The organism is Streptomyces shaanxiensis (genome assembly GCF_039537145.1).
Lineage (GTDB): Bacteria > Actinomycetota > Actinomycetes > Streptomycetales > Streptomycetaceae > Streptomyces > Streptomyces shaanxiensis.
In genome coordinates this window covers 16699-40924 of record NZ_BAAAZY010000024.1, presented here as the reverse complement: position 1 = coordinate 40924, position 24226 = coordinate 16699, and the positions used below count along the sequence as shown (strand labels likewise).

Sequence of the window (24226 nt, the reverse complement as noted above, 5' to 3'; positions counted from 1 at the left end):
GACAGGTGTCTCGCAGCCTCAGGGCCGTGCACCAGGAGGCGACTGCGGTGAGGTGCCGCCCATCAGGGATTCGACGTACTGGCAGACCAGTTCAGGGTTGATATCGGCAAGAGAGGCGGTCTCTGTATGGCCGCCGTACTTCATCTGGTCGGCGGTCAGTGCCCGAGGGATCCCCTGGGCCCGGACCCACGTCTTGACCTGGCGTTCGAACGCCCATGCGTCACCGGTGAGATCGAAGTTCCAGCGGGCGACCAACTGCCAGCCCTGGGAGAGGTGTTGGGTGATGCGTTGTTCGATATTGGCGATGCCCCACTTCAAAGCCTGGTAGCCGTTGTGGACTACAAGGTAGAGATAGCCCGGCCGAGCCGGGTTGATCCCACGTGCTGCGCAGGTCGGACAGCCTCCCTGCTGACCACGGATGTTGTGCAGTGTCGGTCCCGGGTCCAGGACCGTCTCGCAGGCCGCACAGCGTGCTTTCCAGGGACGTTCCGTGCTGCCTGGGTAGGGTACGAGCGGTTCGAGTGCCTTCTCCAGCATGCTGGCAATGGCCACCTCGTCCTCGAGCCGCAGCGCGTCAGCGATCTTCTCCGAGCGGCATGACCAGCATTGGTGACCGCGAGCGCGAACCTTCGCGTAGGTGGGAGTTCCGATATGACCGCAGCGCGAGCAGCGACAGAGCCAAGGCTGTAGTGACCCCGGATAGCCGATGAGGGGTTCTAGGTCGGCCCCAATCATCAGTTCTCGCGCGGATTCCCCGGTGACATCGCGTCCGGCGCAGTTTGTGCAGCCGCCTCGGCCGTTCTGGACATGCGACAGCTTCTTCGGCTTGATGGCTCCGCAGTGGATGCATCGGGCCGGCCACGGCTTGCCTGCCCCGGGGTAGTCCTCAAGGGGTTCCCAGCCCCACGTGAGCATGACGGCACAAGCCTGCGCCCCGTCGCGGGTCAGCTTTCCAGCGATCTTGAGTGACCGGCAGGTCTTGTTGCAGACTCCGGTGCCCTTATTGACGACGTCGTTGTAGCGCGGAGCGCTCACCTCGTGGCAGGTCAGGCACCGGCATTTCCAAGGAAGTTGTGTCCCAGGGAAAGGTTCGATGGGGCGCGTTCCGCGACTTGTCATCGCCTCGACGGCTTCTGCTTCGTTAATTCTTCGCGGCACAACACTTCCCCCTGCCGATGCGGCATGCGCTCAACCCTGTTGTGAGGGCGATTCTCTTCCATGGGGCCGTTTCCCGGGACGCGCCCCCGGGCGCGAAGGGCGCGGTCTCCCCGACATGCCGGGTCCGCCGAGACCGGCAGGTAGCCCGCGTCCCCGCGAAAGGTCGCGGTGCCAGTCCATGACGTCGTACGAGCCGAGATCGTGGAGGACCAAGCCCGCAACTGTCCCGGGGAGGCGGAAGGATTACGTCCGTGACGGATGCCACGTGGACGGCAGACTCAACCCGGCCGGTAGTGGCGACCCGTCCGTCGGGACCAGGTTGATCGGCGCGACACCCTCCGCGCCGCGGAAGTCGACGCGCCCACCCGAGAACCTCGCTCCGCTGACCATGCCGCCGAATACGACCCGGGCGACGGCAAACTGCGCGGCGCGGAAGTCGACCAGACCCCCGGAGAAGACCGCGTCGCTGAAGTTGACCATGCCTCCGAAGAAGCTCGCGCGGCAGAAGCTGACCGTACTGCCGGAGAACGACGCGCCGAACTCGACGGTAACGTCGCCGGAGAAGCGTGAGCCATTGAAGTCGACCGTGCCGCCGGAGAAGTCCACCCTGTCGAAGAAAAAGTGGCCGCCGGAGAACCACGCGCCATCGAAGCTGACCGTACTGCCGGAGATCTCCGATCCACTGAAAACGATCGCGCTGCCCGAGAACTGCGTGCCACCGCCGAGGCGACTGCCGCTGAAGTGAACCGTGCCTCTGGAGAACCGCGCGTCGCGAAAATAGACGGTGCCTGCGGAGAAGTCCGAGCCACTGAAGTCGACGGTGCCGCCGCTGAAGTCCACCCTGCTGAAGTCGACCGTGCTACCGGAGAACCGCGCGCCCCGGAAGTCGACCATGCTTCCGCAGAAGACCGAGTCGCTGAAGTCGACCGTCCCGCCGCCGAAGTGCACTTTCGAGAGATCGCCACCGTCGAACGTGACAGCTGTGAGGTCGAAGTCGTGCCCCCGCCACGAGTGCGGGTGCTCTTCAAGCCGCAGATGGTCGCGGATGAGGCGGATGATCGTGTGCCGCACCTCCCGTAGGGCCAAGTACGCGTGCCGGGCCTGGGCGTTGTCTGCCGGCAGGTCTGCCTCGACGGTGTACGGCAGGCGAAGGTAAGCGCACATAACGTCAATGCAGGTCTGGCGCAGGCGACGGGTGGGAGCGTCGTCGGCGAGGCCGGCCAGAGCGTGCACCCCGCCGAGGCGGACGGCGGCGGACTCCTCGCCGAGCTGGGCGACAGCAGTGGTGAAGCGCTCGGTGTGCAAGCGGGTCGCCTCCCGCAGGGCACCGTCCTCGTCGACGCGCTGGCGCCGGTACGCCACCACCAGAGCCACCAAGGCACCGGCGCCAGCGACCACGCCGAACGACAGCTTCACCAGATCGAACAGCGTCTGAGACTCAATGCGGGGCTCGGCCTTGAGCCCCCGGGCACCAAGGAGCTCCCACCCGGTGTAGAACACCGCGACCGCCACAAGGACCGCGGCGGTGAAGGTCAGGGCGAGGACCGTGCCCACCGGCCAAAGTCGCAGTCCGCGCCGCTCGGCCCAGCGCCGGGGCAGGTGTGTGTTCACATTCCCAGAAGACAGTCCAAACCCGCCATTGGTTGCGGCCGCCGCCGGGCCTCTGAGGAAGCCCCCGGACAGGTGAGCACACTTCCCCCTTCATTCCCACTCAACGGGGCCGACCCCGCCTACGCCGCACCCTCGCCCGGACCACCCTCCGTACGTCCAACGGCCCGTCCGCCACGGCCGGTCCGGTGACAGTCATGTATGCGCCTCGATGGTGCGCCCGCAGGCACAGCGCAGCGCCGTGTACTACGGCGTCCGAGCCCGCGCGACGGGCCGTTCCCTCTCTTCGACTGCGTCCTTGATGGTCAGGGGGCCACAGCAACCATCGAAAGCAAGACAAGGCCACCAGATGGACACACCTTGGCGTATTTCGGCCCGAACCTTGTCGGAAACGATTTGACAGCAAGTGGGCCGTCAGGGTGTTTACTTGTCTCAGGCGACAGCGGGGAGGGACAGTGCCTACACCCGGACTGGAACTAGTGGCCGGGGCGACGGTCGGCTACCTCGTCAGGAACGTTCGGAGAGTGGGCAGCCCTCCCGATGCCGAGATCGACCGGGTCCTCGACGAGAGCATGGACGCCCTGCACGAGCTGGTCAGTGGGGTCGTCGGCGACGATCCCGCCGTCACGCGGCTGCTGGTGCAGGCCGTCGACGGCGAGGTGACTGAGCGCACGACGCGGCGGGCGACGGACGCGATCGCCGACGTGGCGGAGGAAGATCCCGGCTTTGCCGCTGAGTTGGCCGCATCCGTCGACCGCCTGCAACGCCACGAGGCCGGCCTGGCGCATCAGAGCGGCGGCAGCCTGACGCTTGGCCTCCAGGTCGAAACTGGTGGCGTCGTTGTCGGAGGGAATGTCGCGGAAGGAGTGACGACCGGGCACCACCCTTCGCCCCCGGGACCGCACGAGGGCTAAGCGGTTCCGGAGAGACGCCCGCCCACCCGACGATCGCGGCCGGAACGGCGGCGATCGCCGCCGGAGTCGTTGCCGCGCGCATCGACCACGTGCACCTGGCGCCCCCGCCGTCGAACGGACCGATCACCGGCTCGAGGCCCATCCACGCGCTTCCGTCGCGCAATCAGGCCTTCACCGGGCGGATCGCCCTCCTTAAGCGCGTCAGCAACAACATGCGGCGCGCAGGAGAAGGCGGCGCCGAGGAACATGGCTGGGTGTCGCTCATCGGGATGGGCGGTATCGGCAAGACCCAACTAGCCCTCGAATACGCCCATCGCCACGCCGATGACTACGGGCTGGTGTGGTGGGTGGGCGCCGACCAGCCCGCCGCGGTTATGGCGAGCCTCACCGCCCTGGCCTCCCAGCTGGGGCTCACCGCCGTGCAGCCGTCCCTGTTGATACGGGCCCTCTGGGTGGAACTGGCGGCCAGGAGGGACTGGCTGCTGGTGTACGACAACCTTGACGATCTCGGCGGCATGAACGATCTCCTCCCTCCCGACGGAGGGAGGCTACTCATCACCGGTCGTGATCCCCGCATCGGACGAATCGGTACGCGCATCGACATTACCGAGTTCGAGCGAGACGAGTCGATCACGCTTCTGTCGCGCCGCTGTCCGTCCCTGTCCCCCGAAGACGCCGACCGGGTCGCCGCAGCAGTGGGCGATCTGCCCCTCTCGGTCGAGCAAGTCGGTTGCTTCCTGGACGAGACCGGCCTGGAGACCGCCGACTACCTCACGCTCCTCAAATCCCAGCCGACGGCGAGCGGCCTGGACGACCGCACGGTCTCTGCCCACCCCGGCCTGGTGTCAGTGGTCGTCACCAGTCGTGACCGGCTGGTGACGACTGCCGGGCCGGCTGCCGCTGCTCTGCTCGACCGGCTCGCATTTCTCGCTCCGGAGCCGATTCCGCTGGGCTCCGATCCCACTGTCGGGCCACCTCGGTTCGGCGTCCAGCTCGGTGACACGGCGACGGCCGCTCTGGCCGTCCGCAAGATCGTCACCCTCGGACTGGCCCGGCACGCCGACAACGCCCTGCAGATGCACCGCCTCGTTCATACTCTGCTCCGGGCGAGGCTTCCGCTCGCCGAGCACGGGGGGATTCACCACGCCGCTGAGGAGTTGCTCGCCACGATCACTCTGGGCGACCCGGACACGCCCGAATCCTGGCCGGAGTACGGGCTGATCGTCCCGCACGTCAGGGAGCTCCTGTCGTCCGCCGCAGCCCTACCCGGAATCCAGCTGGACGCAGAGGCGTTCCGTGCCCTGGTCCTGAAGGTGCAACGGTATCTGTACTTCTCCGGCCAATCCCGGTCCGCGGTCGACATCTGCCGGATCACCCGGGATTCATGGATGGCCCGGCTCGGCCCCGACCATCCCGACACGCTCCACTCCGGCTACAACCTCGCGTCCAACCTGTTCGAGCTCGGTGAATACGCACAAGCCCGGGATGTTGACCAGGAAGTCTGGGATCGGCGGCGCCGGGTCCTCGGTAGGGACCATCAGGACACCATCCGTTCCGCGCACCAGCTCGCTGCCGACCTCTGCGACCTGGGGGACTTTGCCGGGGCGCGCGCCCTGGACGAGGAGGGATGGCGGCATCGCCGCCGCTTGCTCGGCGAGAGCCACCCCGACACACTGCAGTCGGCTCACTACCTCGGCTCCGACCTGTATGAGCTCGGCGAGCGCGAGCGGGCCCGTGATATCAACGCGGACGTCTGGAAGCGACGCCGGCAGGTCCTCGGCGAGGACCATCCCGACACACTGCACTCCGCGCACCATCTCGCCTCGGACCTCTGCGACCTGGGTGAACTGGAGCAAGCCTTGGAGCTGCAGCGGTGGGTGCTGGGGCAGCGGCGGCACCGACTGGGCCAGGACCACCCGGACACCCTGCGTACGGAACACTTCCTCGCCATCACCCTCCACCGGAGGGGTGAGTATCCCCAAGCGCGGGCGCTGAACGAGGACGTCTGGGACCGGCGGCGACGGCTGCACGGTGACGACCACCCCGACACGCTCCGTTCCGCCTACAGCTTCGCGGACGATTTGTGCGCCCTTGAGGACTACACACGCGCCCGCGAACTGCACCGCGACACCTGGATGCGGCGATGCCGGGTGCTGGGCGAAAACCACCCGGACACCCAGCGCTCGGCCCGGGCCCTTGCCGCTGTGCCGATATCTCCGTGATCAGCCCACACCGAGCTCGTCCCAGAGATCAGCAATCACCGCCGAGGCATGGACGATGATGTCCGGGTCGCGCAACAGGGCCATGCGAAGGTGCCGTCGACCCAGGTGCGGTGACGACCAGTAAAACCTCTCGCCGGACAGGACATGGACGCCTCGCTCGGCGAGCAGCCTGCGGACGCCCTCTCCATCCAGTCCGCCGGCCGACACCTCCAGCCATGCCAGGCCCAGCTTCTGAGTGTCGTCCGTCCTCAGAAATGAACCAGGGATCCTGCTCTGAAAGAGCGTCCTGTTCTCCACGACCAGTTCGCGTAGATAGCGGCCACCATCGGCCTCCGCGAGACACACGAACTCTGTGATCAGTCGGACGGTGAAAGGCGAGAGGTGCAGAAGGAAGTCCGAGTGCATTCCGATGACGGCGCTAACCAGCCTCGGCGAGACGCTGAGGAAGGGTGCCTTCAACTCGGCCGCAGGCCAGACCTTTCCCGTGTCCTCGATCACCACGCAGTCGATTCCAGAAGCAGCGAGGATCCTGTAGTGGTCGTAGACCTCCTCGTCGGACAGATAGACCCGGAAGCACCCGTCCAGAACGAGCAGCTTCCCCTCGGCCACGCAGTACTCGACGATCCGGGTGAACGCCGCCTCACTCACCACGGTACCGGTCGGATTGTTCGGGCTCACCAGGAAGATCACGTCCGCTGTGAGCGTCTCGAGCAGCGCCTCCAACGCGGCCGTTCCGTCCGTCAGTACGGTCTCCGGAAAGGGCTGCAGGGGTACGCGGTGGCGCCGCAGGATGTCGGCGATGTTGTCGAAGCAGGGCTCGATCAGGGCCGCGGAAAGCCTCCGGAGGCGCAGCAGATTGGCTACGATCTCGACGGCCATCGAGGCGGAGTATGACATCAGCCCGGTGAAGTAGTCCGGGATGTATGACTGCCCCCCGAGCGCGAGGTAGCGGCGTATGTACTCGGCCTCGGCCCGCTGCCCGCCCCTGCGGTCGGACTCGGCGAAGAAGCGCGCCGATTGGGCGATGATCGCAGATTCGGCGTGTGTCCAGGAGCGGAAGGCGTGGCCATCCGACAGGTTGTGTTCGAATGGGAGAGCGTCCACCTCCTCTTGCGTGAGATTGCGCTCGATCACCGTCACCCCTTGTGTGTTCGACCGACCGCCCCTGTCAGGGACCGCTTCTAATCGTCCCTCTTCGCCCTTACCATCCGCAAGCTACAGGTATGTCAACTTAACGGCTGTTCCCGGCTGTTGAGTACGACGCGCCTCTTGCGACCCGTGCCGGTCGGGCCAGGCTCATCAGCGCCTTGTGGCTGCACTTACGGGCGACGGCTTCGTCTGTCTCGATGCTGGTCGGCCTTCTCCGGGATGGTCTGCGCGATGCCGCGTCGGCTCAGGTAGGCCGGAAGCCTCGGGAGCCGTAGGCCTTGTCCGCGATGACTTCGTCGGGTCCGCAGCGAGGTCGGCCGAGGCCCGTGCGCGGGACCCGAATGCGTTCCAGGAGGGGGCGTGCGCAGATGCTGTCGTGGCGTTGGCCCGGTGTCACCAGGATCGCGAGAGGCCGCCCGCGACCGTCGCAGGCGAGGTGGATTTTGGTGGTCAGGCCTCCTCGGGATCGGCAGAGGGCGTGATCGTCCGGTTCGTCCCGTGCGGCATCATGGAGAGACAGATGTTGCGCAGGCCAGTGGCGCGGCCGACGCGGATACGGTCCTCGGCGCGGGCCCGTCGGCGGCGCCGCAGTTCGATTGCGGCAATCGGCGTGTTCCTGGTGTTGGTGGCGAACACGGTGAAGCGCAGGCCGACAGTGTCGGTTCCCTGTCCCCAACTGCCGCCGCCGATCACTATCGGTGGCGACGAGACGTGTACAGCAAGTTCCTCGAGCCACGCTGAGAGCTGAATGATTCACCGCCCGTGGCGACGCCCGGTCAACCGGAGATGCGCGCCTCGGCGGCGGTGATGACTTCTGGCCGCTGCCGATGGCGCCGTTCGTACTCCAGCACCTGACGGGCCTGACCGGATGGAGCGTCCTGCAGGCTCGCGCTGATGTCCTCCGTGTCCATGGCGTCGTAGCCGGTCCACGGCTGCTCACCGCGCAGCTGCTCGATGGCGTCCAGGACTCGGTCCCGGTTCGCGTGCGCGCGCTCATAGCCCTCGACCACGGTTAGATCCAACTGGGACAGCATGCGCAGCCGCCTCTCGATCTGGTGCATGCTGAGCCGGCTGAACTCGGGAATCGGCAGGTCCTCTTCCCGCCTGACCGCTCCCAGGATTTCCTCGGCCATGGGCCCGGTCCGGGGTGTATCCCGCACCATGCCCTGGGTCGCGCCCCAGGCCCGCCGGACGCCGCGCTGGGCCACGTCACGCACCCCGGTCCAAGAAGTCCGCACCGTGTGGGCCGCCATCTCGGCAAAGCCACCGTTCCGACTCTCGTCCGGACCGAAGCCGTTGGCGGACGCCGCTATGGTGCGGGCATGTTCGGCGAGGGTGGCCTGCAGTTCCCGCAGCAGTTCCTCGTCCTGGCGGCGTAGCGAGCTGAGCAGATCGGCAGTGACCTGGTCGTCCACTTGCTCGGCCAGGACCTCCCCGGCCCGGGACGCTGCCAGCGCCCGCGCCGCGGCCGCGTACTCGTCCTCCGCGTTCCTCAGCAGCCGTCGCGGATCGGCCGGGCCCGCGCCGGGCAGCACTCCCCTCACGACCGCCGTCCCGATCGTCAGCGGCAGTATCGCCGCGCGCACCGCACCGCGCGAGACGGACCGCGTCACACCGACCGCGGTGCTCAGCAGGCCGCGGGGCCGCAGGGCGCGCTCCTGGCGGCGAATCCGCTGCACGCTGACCTGGACCTCGGCAGCCTGGCGTTCGAGCATCTGCCGGTACGCGCCCGGCGGCGTGACCGTCGCATCCGCCCGGAACCGGTCGAGGACCGCAGCATGAGCCTGGCGCGCGTCCTCCAGCACCGGTACGAGTTCCTCCGTCATCACTGCCATGGGGGTGCTCCCGCGTGAGGAAGGGGCGGCAGTCCGCCGCACCTGCGAAGCGTCTGCCCTGAGCGACCCATGTCCGGGCAACCAGCACCATCGTGCGGGACTCACGCCAAGATCGCCCGGCGAGCCGGAGGCAGGATTCTCTGACTCGGGGTCGGGGACGAGGTCAGGCCGTACTGGTCTGTCCGGGTGACGAGAATCCGGCGTCAGCTGATGCCACAAGGCGGCCTCATGATCGTCAGGCTCAGCTCCGGCCCTCCGTACGGCTGCACGCTCAGGCTTCCACGAGTGGCGGCCCTGCATGGGGATGGACCGCGGTTCGGCGTTGACGCGATCCTGCTTGGTCTCGGCACCACCGACTACCTGGTCATCAGCGTGGATTCCCGTGCCCCTCGCGGCGGCACCACTGAGCCTCGCCATCGGCGTCGTCCTGCTGGCGTACACCCTGTAACTGCGCCGCACGCTGTCAGCCGACACTCTGCCCCCGAATCGGCCGATGCCGAGCCGCGCCCGCCCCCCTCAAATCAGATCGCTCTTCTTGGGTCAAGCTTGTGGCCGACCGCACGGGTCAGCATCCAGGTGTGGCCCGGGTGCAGTCCGAGCTGGGCGAACCGGCAGTCGAACAGGGCCTCTTCAGAGGCGAGCCGGATGTCGCACGCCAGCGCGAGATTGAGACCCGCCCCCACCGCGGGGCCGTTCACGGCGGCAATGGTCGGCAGCCGGCAGGAGGCCACGCGCAGGAATCCCGCGTACACCTCCCGCAGCCGGTGCTCCTCGCCCTGCGCGGCGGCCAGCAGGTTGTCCAGTTCGGCGCCCGCGCAGAAGGCCGGGCCCGTGCCCGTGAGCACGATCGCGCTCACGGCGACGTCCCGCTCGCACGCGTCGATGGCGTCGACCAGATCCCCCACCATTCGCGGCGACAGGACGTTGCGGCGCTCCGGGTCGTCCATGCGGAGCACCGCCACCCCGTCCCGGATCTCCCGGTGGACGAGGGGGCGGGGCTGCTGCTGCTCGTTCATGCTGCTCCTTGCCGGGCTGTGAGCCGGTCGACGAGATCCTTCCTGGACACCTTGCCGATGGGGGAGAGGGGAAGCTCGTCGAACACGGCCAACTGTTCGGGCAATTTGTGCTTGGCGATCTCGAAGCCCAGCAGGAACACCACCAGTTCCGGCAGGTCCAGCCGGGCGCCGCGGCGCAGCAGTACGCAGGCGCACATCCGCTCCCCGAGCACTTCGTCAGGAACGGGCACGCAGGCGGCGTTGTCGACATCGGCGTGGGCGAGGATCAGGTTCTCGATCTCCTCGGCGCTGATCTTCTCGCCGCCGCGGGTGATCAGGTCCTTCTGGCGGCCCTCGCCCACGTAGTTGCCCGAAGGATGGCGGCGCATCAGATCACCCGAGCGGTAGAACCCGTCGGAGGTGGACGCCCGGGCGTTGTGCTCGGGCGCCCGGAAGTAGCCGCGCAGGGTGTACGGGCCCCGCACGCACAGCTCGCCGACCCCGCCCTCGGGGACGTCGGTGCCGTCCTCGTCGACCAGCCGTATCTCGTCGTCCGGGCAGACAGGGCGGCCGCACGTCTGCCGGCGCACCTCCTCCGGATCGTCGAGGCGCACGAACATCAGCAGCCCCTCGGCCATCCCGAAGTTCTCCTGGACGGCGGCGGTCGGTATCAACTGTCCGGCGCGATCGCGGACTTCGGGCTGCAGACGCTGTCCGCCGCTCTGCAGGACGCGCAGGGAGGACAGGTCGTACCGCGTGATGCCTGGATCGCTCATCCACCTGATCAGGAGGGAGGGCACCAGGTGGATATGGGTCACGCGATGCCGTCCGACGACAGGCCAGCGGCAGGTTGTGCTCGATCGGCAGGACGAGCAGCAGGACGTCGTACGGGCGCACGTCGCAGACCGGCAGCGCCAGGCGGGTGTTGCACGCGTAGTCGTTGTGACTGCGCGGGATCAGCTTGGGAATGCCGGTCGTTCCGCCGGACAGCAGCAGAACGGCCGGGTCGTCGGGGTCGATCTCGATCGAGGCGAGCACGCGTTCGGGGGTCGCCGGTTCTCGTACGAGCAGCTCTTCCAGGAGTTCCACCGTGAGGGTGAGGAGCGGCCGGTCCTGGTCCTCGGCGATCCGGCGGACCACGCGGACGTAGTCGAAGCACCCACGCCGATGCCCCGGTCGGCCAGATGGCGGGCCAGGCGACCGGAACCCTCGTCGAGTTGACGGTAGGTGACACGCTTGTCTCCGTCGATCAGGGCGATCCGCTCGACGTACTCGTGCAGGGCGGCTCCCAGAACGTCCCGCAGCGGGCGGTCCTGCCAGTAGCCCGACTCCCGGTAACGCGCGGCGAATTCGGCCGGGAAGGCCACGACTCCGTCGATCATCGCGGGCGTCCTCAGGTAGTGGCCGTGTAGCCGCCGTCGATCACAACGGTCTCACCGTTGACGAATGGGCTGCCCGTGGCGAGGCTCAGGATCGTCGCGGCCACCTCGTCGGTGGTGACGCAGCGGCGCAGGGGAGTGCGCTTGGCGCGTCGGGCGATCAGGCCCTCGTAGTTGTCGCCGAGCGCGTGCTCCATCCACTCGCCCTCCATCCAGCCGGGGGCGACCGCGTTCACCCGGATGTCCAGGCCGAGCGCGCCGGCCAGCGTCCGGGTCCGTCTGACGATTGCCGCCTTGCTCGCCGCGCAGGGGAGACCGGTTGCCATCCTCCGCGCGATCCGCATCCCGTATCCGGCTCATCCACGCCGTGGATGGATCTCGCCGCATCCTTTGGGGTCTTTGGCCGCGGCAGGCGGCGATCTGGCCGACCGCAACGGGGTGCACCGCACCACCGGCACTCGCTGGGTGCGGTAGGCCGTCTGCCTGCTGTCTGCCGCTCCTCTCGGCTTCTGTCCGTTCCAAGGCAGACAAGACCCGATACCGGCTCACCTGCCGGTGCCGGGCATCGTCTCCGGCCAGGTCGTGTCTGACAAATGATCTCTGCGAAGCTTCGGTGTCCGAAGCCGAAGGAGGGGTCATGGGGATTGAACTGGAGCTGCACTCGGGGCGGCCCACGCGCAAGGGGTCGTCCCGGGAGACCTTGCTGCGAGGCTCTTATGAGCAGTGTATGGAGCTGACGGTTGCGAGGGAGCTGGTGGGTGCTTCCTTGGGACGTCTGTTCGGCGGTCGCGGAGCCTACTCCTGACGGCCCCTCGGCGTGGTCGGTCTCGTGCACGTCCGGGCGGGGCGGTCGGTAAGGTTTGCGCCTCGGCGATGATCGACTGTGCGCGGCCGGGGGGCAGTGGGGGAGGGGTGGGTTGTGGGCAGGTTGCCTGAAGTGTTCGCGGTGCCTCGGATGATGCGGCATTTCGCGGCCACCGGCGAGGGACTGCCGCCCGACGGCACAGTGGAGGTGGACGCGCCGGATTCCGCTCTGCGGGCAGCGCTCTCCTCGGCCCGGTCAGGTGCCTGGGCACCGGCGGCGGAACTGTTGGCACAGGCGCGCATCGCCCGCGACTGGGAACGGCGCGGTGAGTACAGCTCCGCCCTGGCCGAACTCGCCCTGCACCACACCGGATGGCTCGAGGACTGGCGGCAGGAGCGTCCCGGCGATCCCGATCTCGGCCTGGTGGCGGCCGAGTTGGAGATCGACCGGGCCTGGCAGATACGTACCGCCGCGCGCGCCCGCCACGTGTCGCAGGAGCAGTTCCGGGCGTTCCACGCCGTCCTGCGCGACGCGGAACCGGTGCTGCAGACGGCCGCCGACCTCAACCCCGAAGACCCCGTTCCCTGGCGGATCCTCATCGCCCACGCCATGGGGCTCGGAGCTCCCCGCGAGGTGTTCGACGAGTATCTGGCCCGGGGGCGCGAAGCCGACCCGCATCACGTGGGGCTGCATGCCCGCGCGGTTCAGTACCTGGCACAGAAGTGGTACGGCTCGCACGTGGAGATGTTCGAGTTCGCCGAGTCGGCCGCCGCGGCGTCCCCTGAGGGTTCACCGCTGCGCGGACTGCCTCTGCACGCGGTCACCGAGTACGCGCTGGAGCACGAGGCGGGGATCGGACAGGGGCCGCTGGCGTGGTCCAGGATCGAGGGGCTTGTCGAGTCGGGCCTGGAGCTGTCCGCCGTGTTCGGGCCGGGCGACCGGCGGGCGGCGGGCTTCCGCAACCACCTCGCGCTCGCGCTGATCCGCTCCGGGCGCGAGGCCGAAGCCCTGGAGGTCTTCCGCCTCATCGGCACCGACGCGCGCACATTCCCATGGGCGTACCTGGGCGATCCGCGGGAGATCTTCCTCCTCATGCGCCAGGGGGTTCGCGCCCATGTCGCCCGCCGGACACCGTACTTCGGCGGCTCCGCACCAGCGCCGACCGCCGTCGGCCCGTCGAGAGCGGCTGACACTGCGAGCACGGCGGATACAACGGACGCAGACACGACGGATACTGCGGATACGGCCCGAGCGACGCCACCGCCCGCGGCCATGGCCATCGCTCTGGCCGGCGCACCACTGCGGGACGTCCGCGAGGCAATCCTGATCACCGGCACGACCATGCGTCTCGTCCCGGTACCCGGCAACGCCACTTTCGTCGAGACCGCGCCCTCAGCGGAACCTCCGGGCCGCCGCAAGGGCACGCGCACGACCCTGCTCGGCGAGGGCAGGCTGCCCCGGCTGGCCCGTACCTTCAGCCGGGGTGAGAAGTGGCCGGTCCTGGTGGCGGCCAAGGAGGGCGCTGACTACACCCTCCACCTGTACCGCGACGGCCGCCTGGTGACCGCTCACGCCTGGTGGGCCGACCCCGCCGAGATGCCGACGCAGGAGGAGGCACAGGACCGGGCGACCGCGCTGGCGGCTGCATACGGCATGACGGACCACCGACCCCTCACCGCGGTACTGCGCGGTACCGGTGATCCACGACAGCACCTCGACGAGGCGTTCGCCACGCTCGGGCTGCCCTCACTTCCGGTCGGTTTCGGGTATCGCCCCGAGCCCCTGGCCGAGGTGCGGGGTGCCCAGCTGGTCGAGCGGCGGTCCTTTTTCCGCGCGATCAAGGAGTCGCTGTCCTCCGAGCGTGACCGCACCTCCGACGGGGAGCTACCCCCACTGACCTGACCTGACCTGATCGCGCCGCGTGGAGCGCGTGCGCGATCAGCGGCGCCGTCGTCAGCCGTACGCCCTGCCGCCACGCGTCGTCTGTCGCGAGCCTGCCGATGGTGGACCCCGGTCACCGAATCGAGCAAGCCCGGCGGGATCGCGCCGTACGCACACGTCATGGTCCTGGTCCTGCACCCGGGCATTGGCTGGCCCGTGCGAGCGCAAGGAAGCGATGGCGATCTGACCACGTGAGGCACTCGCGTCGCCGGACTCGGCCCCTCGGTCGTGCGCCTGGGTTCCGTTCTGGTCAGGAATCGAGAAGCGCCGTTCTCGTGGTCGTAGCTAGCGTCTTTGTCATGACTTCCATCGCATCCGTCACCCTTGAGGTGGCCGACCCCACAGCCGCCGACCGCTTCTACACCACCGCGTTCCAGCTGGGCAGCCAGGTACGCCTGCGGGCGTCGGAGACACCGTCGACCGGTTTCCGCGGGTTCACGCTGTCGCTCGTGGTGTCCCAGCCGGCCAACGTCAACGCCCTCATCGACGCAGCCGTCGGGGCCGGTGCCGCGACGCTGAAGCCCGCCAGCAAGTCGCTCTGGGGCTATGGGGGCGTCGTACAGGCACCGGACGGGACGATCTGGCAGGTCGCGTCGTCGTCGAAGAAGGACACCGGCCCGGCCACCCGGCAGTTCGACGAGCTCGTTCTCCTGCTCGGCGTCGAGGACGTGAAGGCCAGCAAGCAGTTCTACGTCGAGCACGGCCTCACCGTGGCGAAGAGCTTCGGCGGCAAGTACGTCGAGTTCGCCACCGGGGCCGATCCCGTCAAGCTCGCGCTGTACAAGCGCCGCGGCCTGGCCAAGGTCGCCGGTGTCTCTCCCGACGGCACCGGATCGCACCGGCTCACGATCGGCAGCGATGCCGAGCCGTTCACCGACCCGGACGGCTTCGCGTGGACCACCGCGTCGGAGACCGCCTCGCTGTGAACCGGGCTACGCGGCTGCGCCCCAACTTCGACGAAGGAGCCCTCTCACCGGCTGCGGTCCGCCGCAGCCGGTGCACCCCCCAAGTAGGGGCTGGCGTCCTGGACCCGGTCGTCGAGTGTGCGGGCTCGCCCACCGAACCCTTCGGCTCACCGGTCCTTGAGCCGGGTCGCTCTCGGATCACTCGCTACCGCTGAGGCCGCACGGCCCATCGCCCGACAGTGACAGCGGCACCGAGGCCGATCAGTACGAGCCCGAATGTCTTGTCTTCCTCCGCGATCCGCTTGTCCGCGTCGGCCCGGAATGGCGCCTCATCCGCGGCGTCGGAATCGATGCTCGCCGGAATGTAGATGATCAGGCCGATGGCGGCGATCAGCACACCGACGAGGGTGACGGCGACTCCGGTGCGGCGGCGTGCGGTCCTCATGTGCGGGTCTCCTGCGGTCCATAGTTCAAGGGGGCCCGGGAGGCATCTGCTCCCTCAGGGCTCTCCTCGTCGTCCTTCTTCGGCAGCACGCGCAGAGCCATCACGGTGCCGTTGGGAGGTTGGTTTATCCCTGTTGGCTCAGGCTGTTGGTGACACTGAGCAACCATGTGTGGATGCAGTCGGGGCCAATGGAGCGTGCTGCGACGTAGGCCTGCCAGCACCGAGTTCAGCACGTCACCAACCCCGTGCTGGTTCCGTGCTGACTTCGAAGGCCGGAATCATGGAAAACCGCAGGCCCTAGCCCCGATCGAATGAGTTGTTGTACGACTCAAGCAGAACGGCCCGTACGCGGACCGCAGCCATCTGCGGTGTTACGCCGGCGGCGACGAGAAAGGCGGTCGCGGCAGCCTCACCCGTTGGATCCGCCCAGGTGGCCGAAGCGTTCTCCTCGGCGAGGGCCAGCCCTGAAGACGGAGGAGTCGTCCTCGACGATCGCCCTCGACTCCCTCGACGTCGGCGTGTTGCGGGAGCGGCGCGCGCAGCAACTCGCCGAGCGGGACGAGCGGAACCGGCATGTGGCGGAGGAACGCGCGAAGGGTACGGAGGTTGCCGACTGGGTCGACATGGGCAAGGTGTGGACCGAGCCTGACGGGACGTGGCTTCATCCGGAGAAGGTGTCGGAAGAGTTCCGCCGCATCTGCAAGCGGGCCGGGCTGCCGCCGATCAACCTCCGCGACCTCCGGCACCTGGCGGCCACGCTCACCCACGTGGGCGGCGGCGACATCTTCGCGGTGAAGAAGGTGCTCCGGCACTCCTCGATCCAGCTCACCGGCGACACCTACACCGAGCTGCTGGAGGAGGTCGACCGGGACATTGCGGAGAAGGCGGCCGGCCTTGTGCCGCGTGCGCGTCGGGGCACGGACAGCCGGCGGGAGACGGCCGCATCCTGCGGCAGTCGGAAGCGTGTCCGACAGGCCTAGCTGCGCAGTTCGCGCAAGACCCCGTTCGTCCGCCCACGTCGCGGACCCCAGGTTGTAAGGCTGCGTGTATGGAGTCGGCCGCGTCGAATCCCGCCGGGGTGACGCTCGACCTGAGGGGGCGCATGTCCTGGTCTGTGCAACCACGGGTGGGCTTTTACGTGCGCAGGACATGGGCGGCGAGGGATCCCGAAGGGATGATGGTGGCCCGACTCGGCGCCGTGGAGGGTTGTTTGAAGCCTGAACCAGGTCGCCGTGCAGACGCGCTGGATCGCCAGTGTCAGCGACAAGTCCCTGTCCGCGGCAGGCCGGGACGGGGTGATCGACGACTTCGACGGGGCCCTCGCCTGAGGCATCCCCCTGTTGCTGTCCGCCGCCCACGGCACCGACCGCCGAGATCATTGTGCTCGGGCGGCGGGGCTGGACCGTTTGGATCGGGGCGAGAGCGGCTGCGGCGGCACGAAGCGCTTCGTTCCAGGAGCCGACCCTGAGGGCCTCGACCGAGCAGACAGGGCTTCACCTGTGATCGATTTTCCGCTCAACGAACTCCGGTCCCGCGCCGCTTCCGACTGACCATCTGTATCAGGCAGGCCTGTTCGACGGCAGGACCCTCAAAAACCGCCGACATTCGATCACAAGCGACCAAAGTCCGTCCTACAATTCCCTCTTGCACCCGCACGCCACCGACGCCGCATCGCGTTCCGGTCCGTGTGGTTGAAAACGGGGGGTTTGGTGAGGCAACGAGCCGTGCCTGCGGGCGTGTTGCGGTTAGTCGTGCTGCGAGCGTGGGCGTATCGCGCGCTTCTTGGTGCCGTGCTGCTGACCGTGCTGCTGACCACGGTCGTGCTGGCCGCGCTCACCGCCTACTCGGGCGCGATAGGCGATGCGGCACTGCGGCGGTCGCTCGCAGAGCAGCGCAATGCTGCCCAGGCCGCTCTGGTGATCAAGGCCGACGTGCCGGCCGACGAGCGGCAGGCGGCCGACGACGCCGTGCGGGAGGGGGCCCGCAGCATCTTCGCCGGGCTGCCCGTGCGGGTGCGTACCCTGCTGCGGTCGGGGCCTTACGCCCTGCCGGGGGCGCTGCGGCCGCCCTCCGAGCGGGACGGAAACCCGAACCTCACGTACTTCGCGGCCCTGGACCGCACACAGGTGCGGACCGTCGCCGGGCGGCTCCCCCGTGAGGCGGTGACCGCCGGGTCCATCGAGGCCGCACTGCCGCAGAGCGCCGCCCGGCGGCTCGGTGTGGCGCCCGGCTCCCGGCTGACCGTCACCGACCGGCTGGACGGCCCGGCGGTGCGCGTGCTGATCACCGGCGTGTACCAACCGGTGGACGTCCGGGCACCCTACTGGCAGTTGGACGACCTGGGCGGCCGCGGCGTGCAGGCGTCGAATTTCATGACGTACGGTCCCCTGCTCACCGCCGCAGGCGTGCCGGCGTCGGGCCGGGTGAGTGTCGGCGCGTCGGGCTGGCTGGTCTCGGCCGACTACTCCTCGCTGACGACGGAACGGATCGGCCCGCTGCGCGAGGCTGCCCGCTCGGGGACCGCGGAGCTGCGCGAGCGGCCGGCGCTCAGCAGTGCGACCACAGCGGACACCGCGTTGCCCGAGGTACTGGACCGCATCGAACGCTCCTTGCTCGTCTCGCGTTCCAGCATGCTGATCGTCGCCGGTCAGCTCGGACTGCTCGCGGCCTGCGCCCTGTTGCTCGTCGCACGGTTGCTCGACTCCGAGCGCATGGCCGAGACCGGGCTGCTGCGTGCGCGCGGCGCCACCCGGGCACGGCTGGCGAGCTTGGCCGCGCTGGAGGCCCTGCTGATCTCCGTGCCGGCGGTGGTGGTCGCGCCGCTGGTGTCGGGGCCGTTGACGCGGCTGCTGGCCGGGCAGGGTGCCCTGGGCCGGACCGGCGTGCGCGTCGACGTGCCGGCCGGGGGCCGACTCGAGGTGTGGGCGGTCGCCGCGGGCGTGGCCGCGCTGTGTGCGCTGACCGTGGCTGTCCCGGCGTGGCGGGCGACATTCGCGGGCACGTTCGCGGTGCGGGCGGGAGCGCTACCCGCACCGCTGCGTGCCGGGGCGGATGTCGGGTTGCTCGCTGTGGCCGGTGTCGCTTTCTGGCTGCTCGGCAGCCAGCAGTCCGGTGCTGTCACCGCCGACCGTGAGGGGGTTCTCGGCGTCGACCCGCTTCTGGTGGTGGCGCCCGCTCTGGTGCTGCTCGCCGGAACGGTTCTGGTGCTGCGGCTGCTGCCCTTGCTGGCGCGTGCCGGCGAGCGACTTCTGACCCGCGAGCCCGGACTGACCGCGGCCATGGTCGGCTGGCAGTTCAGTCGCCGACCGATGCGGGGAGCGGGTCCGGTGCTGCTCCTGGTCATCTGCGTGGCGCTGGGTGTGGTGGCGATCGGGCAGGACGCGTCCTGGCACCGTTCCCAGGCAGACCAGGCCGACTTCCGCGCGGGTGCCGAGGTGCGCGTCCTGTCCTCCGGGGGCGGCGGGGTGGGCCGTACGGATGTCTACGCGGACCTCCCACACGTGGACGCGGTCGCCCCCGCCGTCCGTGACACGGTGTCGCTCTCCGGGAGCCGCGAGGCGACCGTTGTGGCCCTGAACACGACGGAGGCTGCTGGGACGGTGCTGGCGCGGCGCGATCTGACGAACGGTCCGTTACTCGCCGGGCTCGCGCCGCGCGGGGCACCCGCGGGCATCGGGATACCGAAAGGGACCACCCGGCTCACGCTGACCGTTGCCCTGCACAGCACCGCGCCAGGGTCGGAGGCGGACGTCACGCTCACGGTGCGGGACCGTCACGGAACCCCCTACGAGATACCGTCCGGCAGCCTCGCCGCCGACGGCCGCCCGCACCGGCTGATCCCCGATCTGAACGGCGCCCGGGGCCCGCTGGCGTTGACCGGGCTCCAACTGAGTACGCAGCAGCCGGCCGGCCGCCCCCACCGGCACCGCCTGGTCCTCGGCGCGCTCACGGCGACAGCCGGCGACGGTGACGTCCGGCAGTTGACCCTGCCGACGAGGTGGACGACCGCGGTCGAGGCCGACGCGGCCGCCGCCCCACCCGACGACGATGCCCGGCCGACCCGTCCCCGGCTCGCGTCGACGGCACCCGTCACCATGACGTACAGCACCGGGTACCAGCTGCCCGGCCTCTCGCCGCCCGCCCTGCCGCTGGAGGTCCGGCTGAAGGTCGCCCAGCCCGCGGCCCCTGAGATCGTCGCGGTCGCCACCGACCGGTTCCTCGCCGCGTCCGGTGCGCGCCAAGGCCAGCGCGTGGAGGTGACCTTCGGCGGCCGTTCCCTGCCCGTACGCATCGTCCGCACTGCGAGCGCCCTGCCCACGACGGAAGCCACCACGCACGACGGCGGGGCCCTGCTGGTCGATCTCCGGGCCGTCAACCGGGCGCTGCAGGCCCGCTACGGAACCAGCCTGGAGCCCACCGAGTGGTGGCTGAGCACGGCCGCACCCGGCGCCACCGCAGCGGCCGTGCGCGCCCTGCCCGACGTCGATCCGCAGCAGGTGACGGTGCGCGACGAGATAGCGGCGGAGCTGCGCGCCGACCCGTTCGGGGCCGCCCCGGAAGCAGCGCTGATCGCGGCGGCAGTGGTGACGGTGCTCTTCGCCGCGCTCGGCTTCGCGGTGAGCGCGGCAGGGGCGATGCGAGCCCGGGACGGTGAGTTCGCCGTGCTGCGCGCCCTGGGAACACCGCGCCGTCGGCTGGCCCGGCTGGTCGCCATGGAGCACGGCGTCCTCGTGGCCCTGGCGCTGCTGGTCGGCACGGTCCTGGGCATGGTACTGACGCACGCGCTGGTTCCCCTTGTCGTCCTGACCGGGCAGGCCACCCGACCGCTCCCGCCGGTCCAGGTCGAACTCCCGCTCCTGCGTCTGGCCGCCCTGCTGGCGGCCCTCGCGGCGGGCCCCGCCCTCGTGGCCGTGGCCCTCGCCCTTCGGCGGGCGAAGCCCGTGATGGCTCTCAGGGACGAGGTGACACAGTGACCACGCAGCCGGTGCCCCCGCAGGACGGGGGGACGAAGGCGGTGCCACCGCATGTACGTGCCGGATTGCGGACCCGGCTGAGGGCCTTCGCCGGTACGTCCGTTGCCCTCGCGCTCCTGGTGGCCGTGACCGCGGCGCTGGCCGCCGCGTACCCGCGTGCCGTCGACCGGTACGGGGACGCGGGGCTGCGCCAGGCGGTCGAGCAGGCCCCACCCGACCGGACGACCGTGCAGATGGAGGTCCCGCTGCCCTGGATGGACACGGTCGAGGAGATGGAGGCCGCCCTGCGCGTCGGTCCGCTGACCGCGGCGCGGGCCAAGGTTCTCGCCACCGCCGAGGCGCCGCTGGTGCCCGACCCCGCGCAGTCGTCGTACGGCGTGCGCACGACCGTCCCCCTGGAGGCGCCCGATCCCTGGCTTCCCCGGCCCGCCGGCCTGCCCGCCCAACTGGTGCTCGCCGCCCAGCAGGACCTGGCCTCCCACGCCCGGCTCAGCGCGGGCCGGTTGCCACGCACCACGGGCGCACCAGTGACCGCGGCAACCGCGCAGGTCGAGGCCGCCGTCACCGTGGACACCGCCCGCACGCTCCACATCCGGGTGGGCTCGGTGATCCACGTACCAGGCTCGGAGCGCGCCCCGCTCGCCGTCCGGGTCACCGGAATCGTCGTCCCGCGCGCCCCCGAGGGTGCCTACTGGTCGGCACTGCCGGTGCTGCGCACCCCCTCGTTGAGCCGCCAGCCCGAACTTTCGCCGACGGACGTCCACTGGCTCGGTGGCCTGCTTCTCGCCGCCGATGCCGGCCCGGCACTCCTGGGTACCCCCGGCCAACCGCACCGGTACTGGCATGTGGCCCCCGACGTCGCCACCCTGCGCGGCCACGATCTCGACCGTCTGGCGTCCGCCGTGGCCTCCCTGGAGACGGGGCCTGGACTGCAGCGGATGCGGGAGGTTGTCGACGGGGACCTGGATGCCCAGACGCATCTCGACGAGGTCCTCGCGAACCATGCCCGACTACGGTCGGGGATCGACTCGTTGCTCCTCCTCGCCGCCGTCGGGACCGGCAGCCTCGCCCTGATCGTCCTGGCCATGGCCGGCGGCGTGGCAGCCGATCGCCGACACGCGGAGCTGGCCCTGCTGCGTGCCCGCGGCGCCTCACTGCCCGGCCTGGCCGTTCGGCTGCTGGCGGAGACGGCGGTGGTGGCCGTGCCGGCCGGCGCCCTAGGACTGATCGCCGCACTGCTCGTCCTGCCCGATGCCCGCACTGCACCCGCAGTCGCCGCCGCTCTCGCCGTCACCCTGCTCGCCTGTGGCGCGCTCCCGCTGCGCGCCGTGGTGGCGCACCGCACGGTACGGATGCACGACGGGCGGGAGGACCTCACCACCGCCCGGCCGTCGCGGCGCCGAACGGTGGCGGAACTGACCGTCCTGGTGATCGCGTCGGTGGCGGTCGCCGCACTGCGCCGACAGGGATCCGGCAGCACCGGTCTGGTGGCCGCCGCCCCACTGTTGACGGGCATGGTCGCGGCCCTGCTGCTGGCACGCCTCCACCCCCTGCCGCTCCGTGCGCTGAGCAAGGCCACCACTCGCATGCGCGGCCTGGTGATTCCGCTCTCGCTGGCCCATGTGGCTCGTGCCCCCGGCTTCGCCGTGCTGCCCCTGCTCGCCCTGCTCAGCGCCCTGACCACGGCCGCGTTCGGCGGCTCGGTCCTGGCAGGGGTCACGGCGGCCCGCGACCAGGCCGCGCTCCTCCACGTCGGCGCCGACGGCCGCATCGAGACCATCACCGGTGAACTTCCTCGTGCCCTGCCCGACCGAGTACGCCGACTGCCCGGCGTACGGGACATGACGGAAGTAAGCGTCACCGACGAGGCGAAACCCTCACTGGGCAGCCGGCCGGTACCGCTGGCCGGTGTGGACCCTGACGCCTATGCGCACCTGTCGCACCACACGGGACTGGGGCCGTTCGACGCGGCGAGCCTCCGGCAGGCGGACGCCGGTACGACGGGCAGCGCCGACCGGCCCCTGCCCGCGCTGGCCTCAACTCGCGTGGCCGACGAGTATGGCACCGACCCCTACTCCGTCCTGCTCCCGGACGGCACCTCCGTCACCGTCCGGATCGTCCTGGTCCGAGACCGCACCCCGGCAGTGCTCGGTGACGACTTCCTGATCGTCGACCGCGCCGGCCTTCCCCGCGGCTCGGCGCGTACGACGACCCTGCTGCTGACCGGTGACGCCTTGAACGGCCGGGCGCTGCGCTCGGTGGCGGACGGCACGGCGGCGGCCGTCCGGCTGCGTGCCGAGGAACGCGCGCGGCACGTCGAATCACCGCTGCAGTCCGGCGCGGAACGCCTGTACGGTGTCGCGGTCGCCGCGGGCGCCGGGTACGCGGTCCTCGCGCTCGTGCTGACCGTGCTGCGCACCGCGCCCGAACGCAGCGCCCTGCTCGCCCGGTTGCGCACGATGGGCATGACCCGGGCCCAGGGCCGCCGACTTCTGATCCTCACGGCCCTCCCACAGGCGTTCCTGGCCGCGGCCGGCGGCATGCTGACCGGCTGGGTCGGCATTCAGCTGCTGTCGCCCGGTATCGACCTCACGACCATCGCCCTGGCCTCGCCGTCCGCTCTCGAGGGGGCCGTGCTGCGCACCGATCCGCTCTCGCTCGCGGTTCCGGCGCTCACCGTGCTGCTCCTGGCCATCGGTGTGCCCGCCGGCCAGGCCTGGTGGACCAGCCGACGTGGCTCGGTGCGCGAACTGAGGCTGGGTGACAACTAGACAGTGAGCAGAGCCTCGAGACCAAGCGCCCTCCGGCACCGGCCCGTGCCCCTCCGACCACCCAGGAGCAGCCGATGACCAGCAGCCCGACCTTCCACGAGCTCGCCGACCGTGCCCTCGCCGCGCGCAACGCCGCTGCCTACGGTCACGACGCCCTGATCACCTGCGACCGGCTGGTACGGATCTTCTCCGCCGACGGCGTGGAGGTCCAGGCACTGCAAGGCCTCGATCTCCTCGTCCGCAAGGGAGAGCTCATGGCCCTGGTCGGCGCCTCCGGCAGCGGCAAGTCCACCCTCATGAACATCCTGGCCGGACTGGACAAACCCACCGCCGGCGCGACCCGTGTCGCCGACCACGACCTGGTCACGATGTCCTCCAAGGAACGACTCGCCTACCGTCGCAAGACCGTCGGCTTCGTCCGGCAGCAGACCTCCCACAATCTCCTGCCCTATCTCACCGCCGCACAGAACGTCGCCCTGCCCCTGCAGTTGGCTCGCGCCCGAGGCCGGCGCCGAACCTGGGCCAACCGCGTCATGGAACTCCTCGACCTGCTGGACGTAGTCGAATGTCGTGACCGTCGGCCGCACCAGATGTCCGGCGGCCAGCAGCAGCGCGTCGCCCTTGCCGTCGCCCTCGCCAACGATCCCGCGGTCCTGCTCGCCGATGAGCCCACCGGCGAACTCGACTCCCACACCGCCGAACAGGTCTTCGCCGCGTTCCGCACCGCCAACGAGGAGTTGGGGACCACCATCGTGATCGTCACGCACGATCAGTCCGTTGCCGCAGAGGTCCGCCGTACGGTCGCCATCCGGGACGGCCGCACGGCGACGGAAGTCCTGCGCCACAGCGAAGTCGACTCCGCCACCGGCCAGGAGAACCTGGTTGCCCGCGAATACGCCATGCTCGACCGGGCCGGCCGCCTCCAACTCCCCGCCGAGTACACCCGGGCCCTGGGGATGCGCGACCGCGTCGCTTTGGAACTGGAGCCCGACCACATCGCCGTCCGCCCGGACGACGCCCGCAACGACCGTCACGGCCAGGGCTCAGCCGAGGAGCGGCCGGGGCTCTGAGACGAACCGAGTACATCCGGCCCGCCCACTCCGACGTGGCCTGATGCCGGACCCCG

Annotated in this window: 16 protein-coding genes and 4 pseudogenes; 8 read left to right on the top strand and 12 right to left on the bottom strand. The window is 69.9% G+C overall.

Annotated elements, in window-relative coordinates; all coding sequences use genetic code 11:
• Positions 1-18 precede the first annotated feature (18 nt).
• The gene (locus ABD932_RS34555; RefSeq protein ID WP_345019031.1) at positions 19-1035 is read right to left on the bottom strand and encodes a hypothetical protein; all 1017 of its coding nucleotides are present in this window, start codon (positions 1033-1035) and stop codon (positions 19-21) included.
• A gap of 366 nt (positions 1036-1401) precedes the next feature.
• Positions 1402-2769: a pentapeptide repeat-containing protein gene (locus ABD932_RS34550; RefSeq protein ID WP_345019029.1), complete on the bottom strand. Its 1368-nt coding sequence runs from the start codon at positions 2767-2769 to the stop codon at positions 1402-1404.
• 521 nt (positions 2770-3290) lie between these two features.
• Here ABD932_RS34550 and ABD932_RS34545 point away from each other — a divergent pair.
• Positions 3291-3680 (top strand): hypothetical protein, encoded by a 390-nt coding sequence (locus tag ABD932_RS34545; RefSeq protein WP_345019027.1) that lies wholly within the window; start codon positions 3291-3293, stop codon positions 3678-3680.
• Between the two features lie 89 nt (positions 3681-3769).
• On the top strand, positions 3770-5902 hold the full coding sequence (fxsT, locus tag ABD932_RS34540) for an FxSxx-COOH system tetratricopeptide repeat protein (RefSeq protein WP_345019025.1): 2133 nt from the start codon (positions 3770-3772) through the stop codon (positions 5900-5902).
• Here the strand turns inward: fxsT and ABD932_RS34535 are convergent, their stop codons facing one another.
• From ABD932_RS34535 to ABD932_RS34495, 9 genes and pseudogenes are all read right to left on the bottom strand, one after another.
• Positions 5903-7036, bottom strand: coding sequence for an aminotransferase class I/II-fold pyridoxal phosphate-dependent enzyme (locus ABD932_RS34535; RefSeq protein ID WP_345019023.1), 1134 nt, complete (start codon positions 7034-7036; stop codon positions 5903-5905).
• Positions 7037-7230: 194 nt separating this feature from the next.
• Positions 7231-7529: pseudogene (locus ABD932_RS34530) on the bottom strand (transposase); the annotation flags it as partial.
• 35 nt (positions 7530-7564) lie between these two features.
• Positions 7565-7714 (bottom strand): annotated as a pseudogene (locus ABD932_RS34525) (IS1380 family transposase); the annotation flags it as partial.
• Between the two features lie 113 nt (positions 7715-7827).
• Entirely contained in the window at positions 7828-8886 is a 1059-nt protein-coding gene (locus ABD932_RS34520; protein WP_345019021.1) for a hypothetical protein, read from the bottom strand.
• A 521-nt stretch (positions 8887-9407) separates the two neighbouring features.
• On the bottom strand, positions 9408-9902 hold the full coding sequence (locus ABD932_RS34515) for an enoyl-CoA hydratase-related protein (RefSeq protein ID WP_345019019.1): 495 nt from the start codon (positions 9900-9902) through the stop codon (positions 9408-9410).
• Positions 9899-10270 carry an AMP-binding enzyme gene (locus tag ABD932_RS34510; RefSeq protein ID WP_345019794.1) on the bottom strand — a complete coding sequence of 124 codons (372 nt, stop codon included), beginning with the start codon at positions 10268-10270 and terminating at the stop codon, positions 9899-9901. Before ABD932_RS34510 ends, ABD932_RS34515 begins: the two co-directional genes overlap by 4 nt.
• A gap of 75 nt (positions 10271-10345) precedes the next feature.
• A pseudogene (locus tag ABD932_RS44120) lies at positions 10346-10711 on the bottom strand (AMP-binding protein); the annotation flags it as partial.
• A 73-nt stretch (positions 10712-10784) separates the two neighbouring features.
• Positions 10785-10919 (bottom strand): annotated as a pseudogene (locus tag ABD932_RS44115) (hypothetical protein); the annotation flags it as partial.
• A 355-nt stretch (positions 10920-11274) separates the two neighbouring features.
• Complete coding sequence (locus ABD932_RS34495; protein ID WP_345019017.1) at positions 11275-11586, bottom strand: SDR family oxidoreductase; 312 nt, start codon at positions 11584-11586, stop codon at positions 11275-11277.
• Positions 11587-12215: 629 nt separating this feature from the next.
• On the opposite strand from ABD932_RS34495, the gene ABD932_RS34490 reads away from it, so the two are divergent.
• Complete coding sequence (locus tag ABD932_RS34490) at positions 12216-13967, top strand: hypothetical protein (protein ID WP_345019015.1); 1752 nt, start codon at positions 12216-12218, stop codon at positions 13965-13967.
• Between the two features lie 338 nt (positions 13968-14305).
• A complete protein-coding gene (locus tag ABD932_RS34485) occupies positions 14306-14932 on the top strand; it encodes a glyoxalase (RefSeq protein ID WP_345019013.1) in 627 nt (208 codons plus the stop codon).
• Between the two features lie 184 nt (positions 14933-15116).
• On the opposite strand, the gene ABD932_RS34480 is transcribed toward ABD932_RS34485, so the two are convergent.
• A complete protein-coding gene (locus ABD932_RS34480) occupies positions 15117-15356 on the bottom strand; it encodes a hypothetical protein (RefSeq protein ID WP_345019011.1) in 240 nt (79 codons plus the stop codon).
• Between the two features lie 416 nt (positions 15357-15772).
• On the opposite strand from ABD932_RS34480, the gene ABD932_RS34475 reads away from it, so the two are divergent.
• The 4 genes from ABD932_RS34475 (at position 15773) to ABD932_RS34460 (ending at position 24170) form a co-directional block, all read left to right on the top strand.
• Positions 15773-16336, top strand: coding sequence for a tyrosine-type recombinase/integrase (locus ABD932_RS34475; RefSeq protein WP_345019009.1), 564 nt, complete (start codon positions 15773-15775; stop codon positions 16334-16336).
• A gap of 810 nt (positions 16337-17146) precedes the next feature.
• Positions 17147-20329 (top strand): FtsX-like permease family protein, encoded by a 3183-nt coding sequence (locus ABD932_RS34470; RefSeq protein WP_345019007.1) that lies wholly within the window; start codon positions 17147-17149, stop codon positions 20327-20329.
• Positions 20326-23100, top strand: coding sequence for an ABC transporter permease (locus ABD932_RS34465; RefSeq protein ID WP_345019005.1), 2775 nt, complete (start codon positions 20326-20328; stop codon positions 23098-23100). Before ABD932_RS34470 ends, ABD932_RS34465 begins: the two co-directional genes overlap by 4 nt.
• 74 nt (positions 23101-23174) lie before the next feature.
• Positions 23175-24170: an ABC transporter ATP-binding protein gene (locus ABD932_RS34460; protein ID WP_345019003.1), complete on the top strand. Its 996-nt coding sequence runs from the start codon at positions 23175-23177 to the stop codon at positions 24168-24170.
• Positions 24171-24226 lie beyond the last annotated feature (56 nt).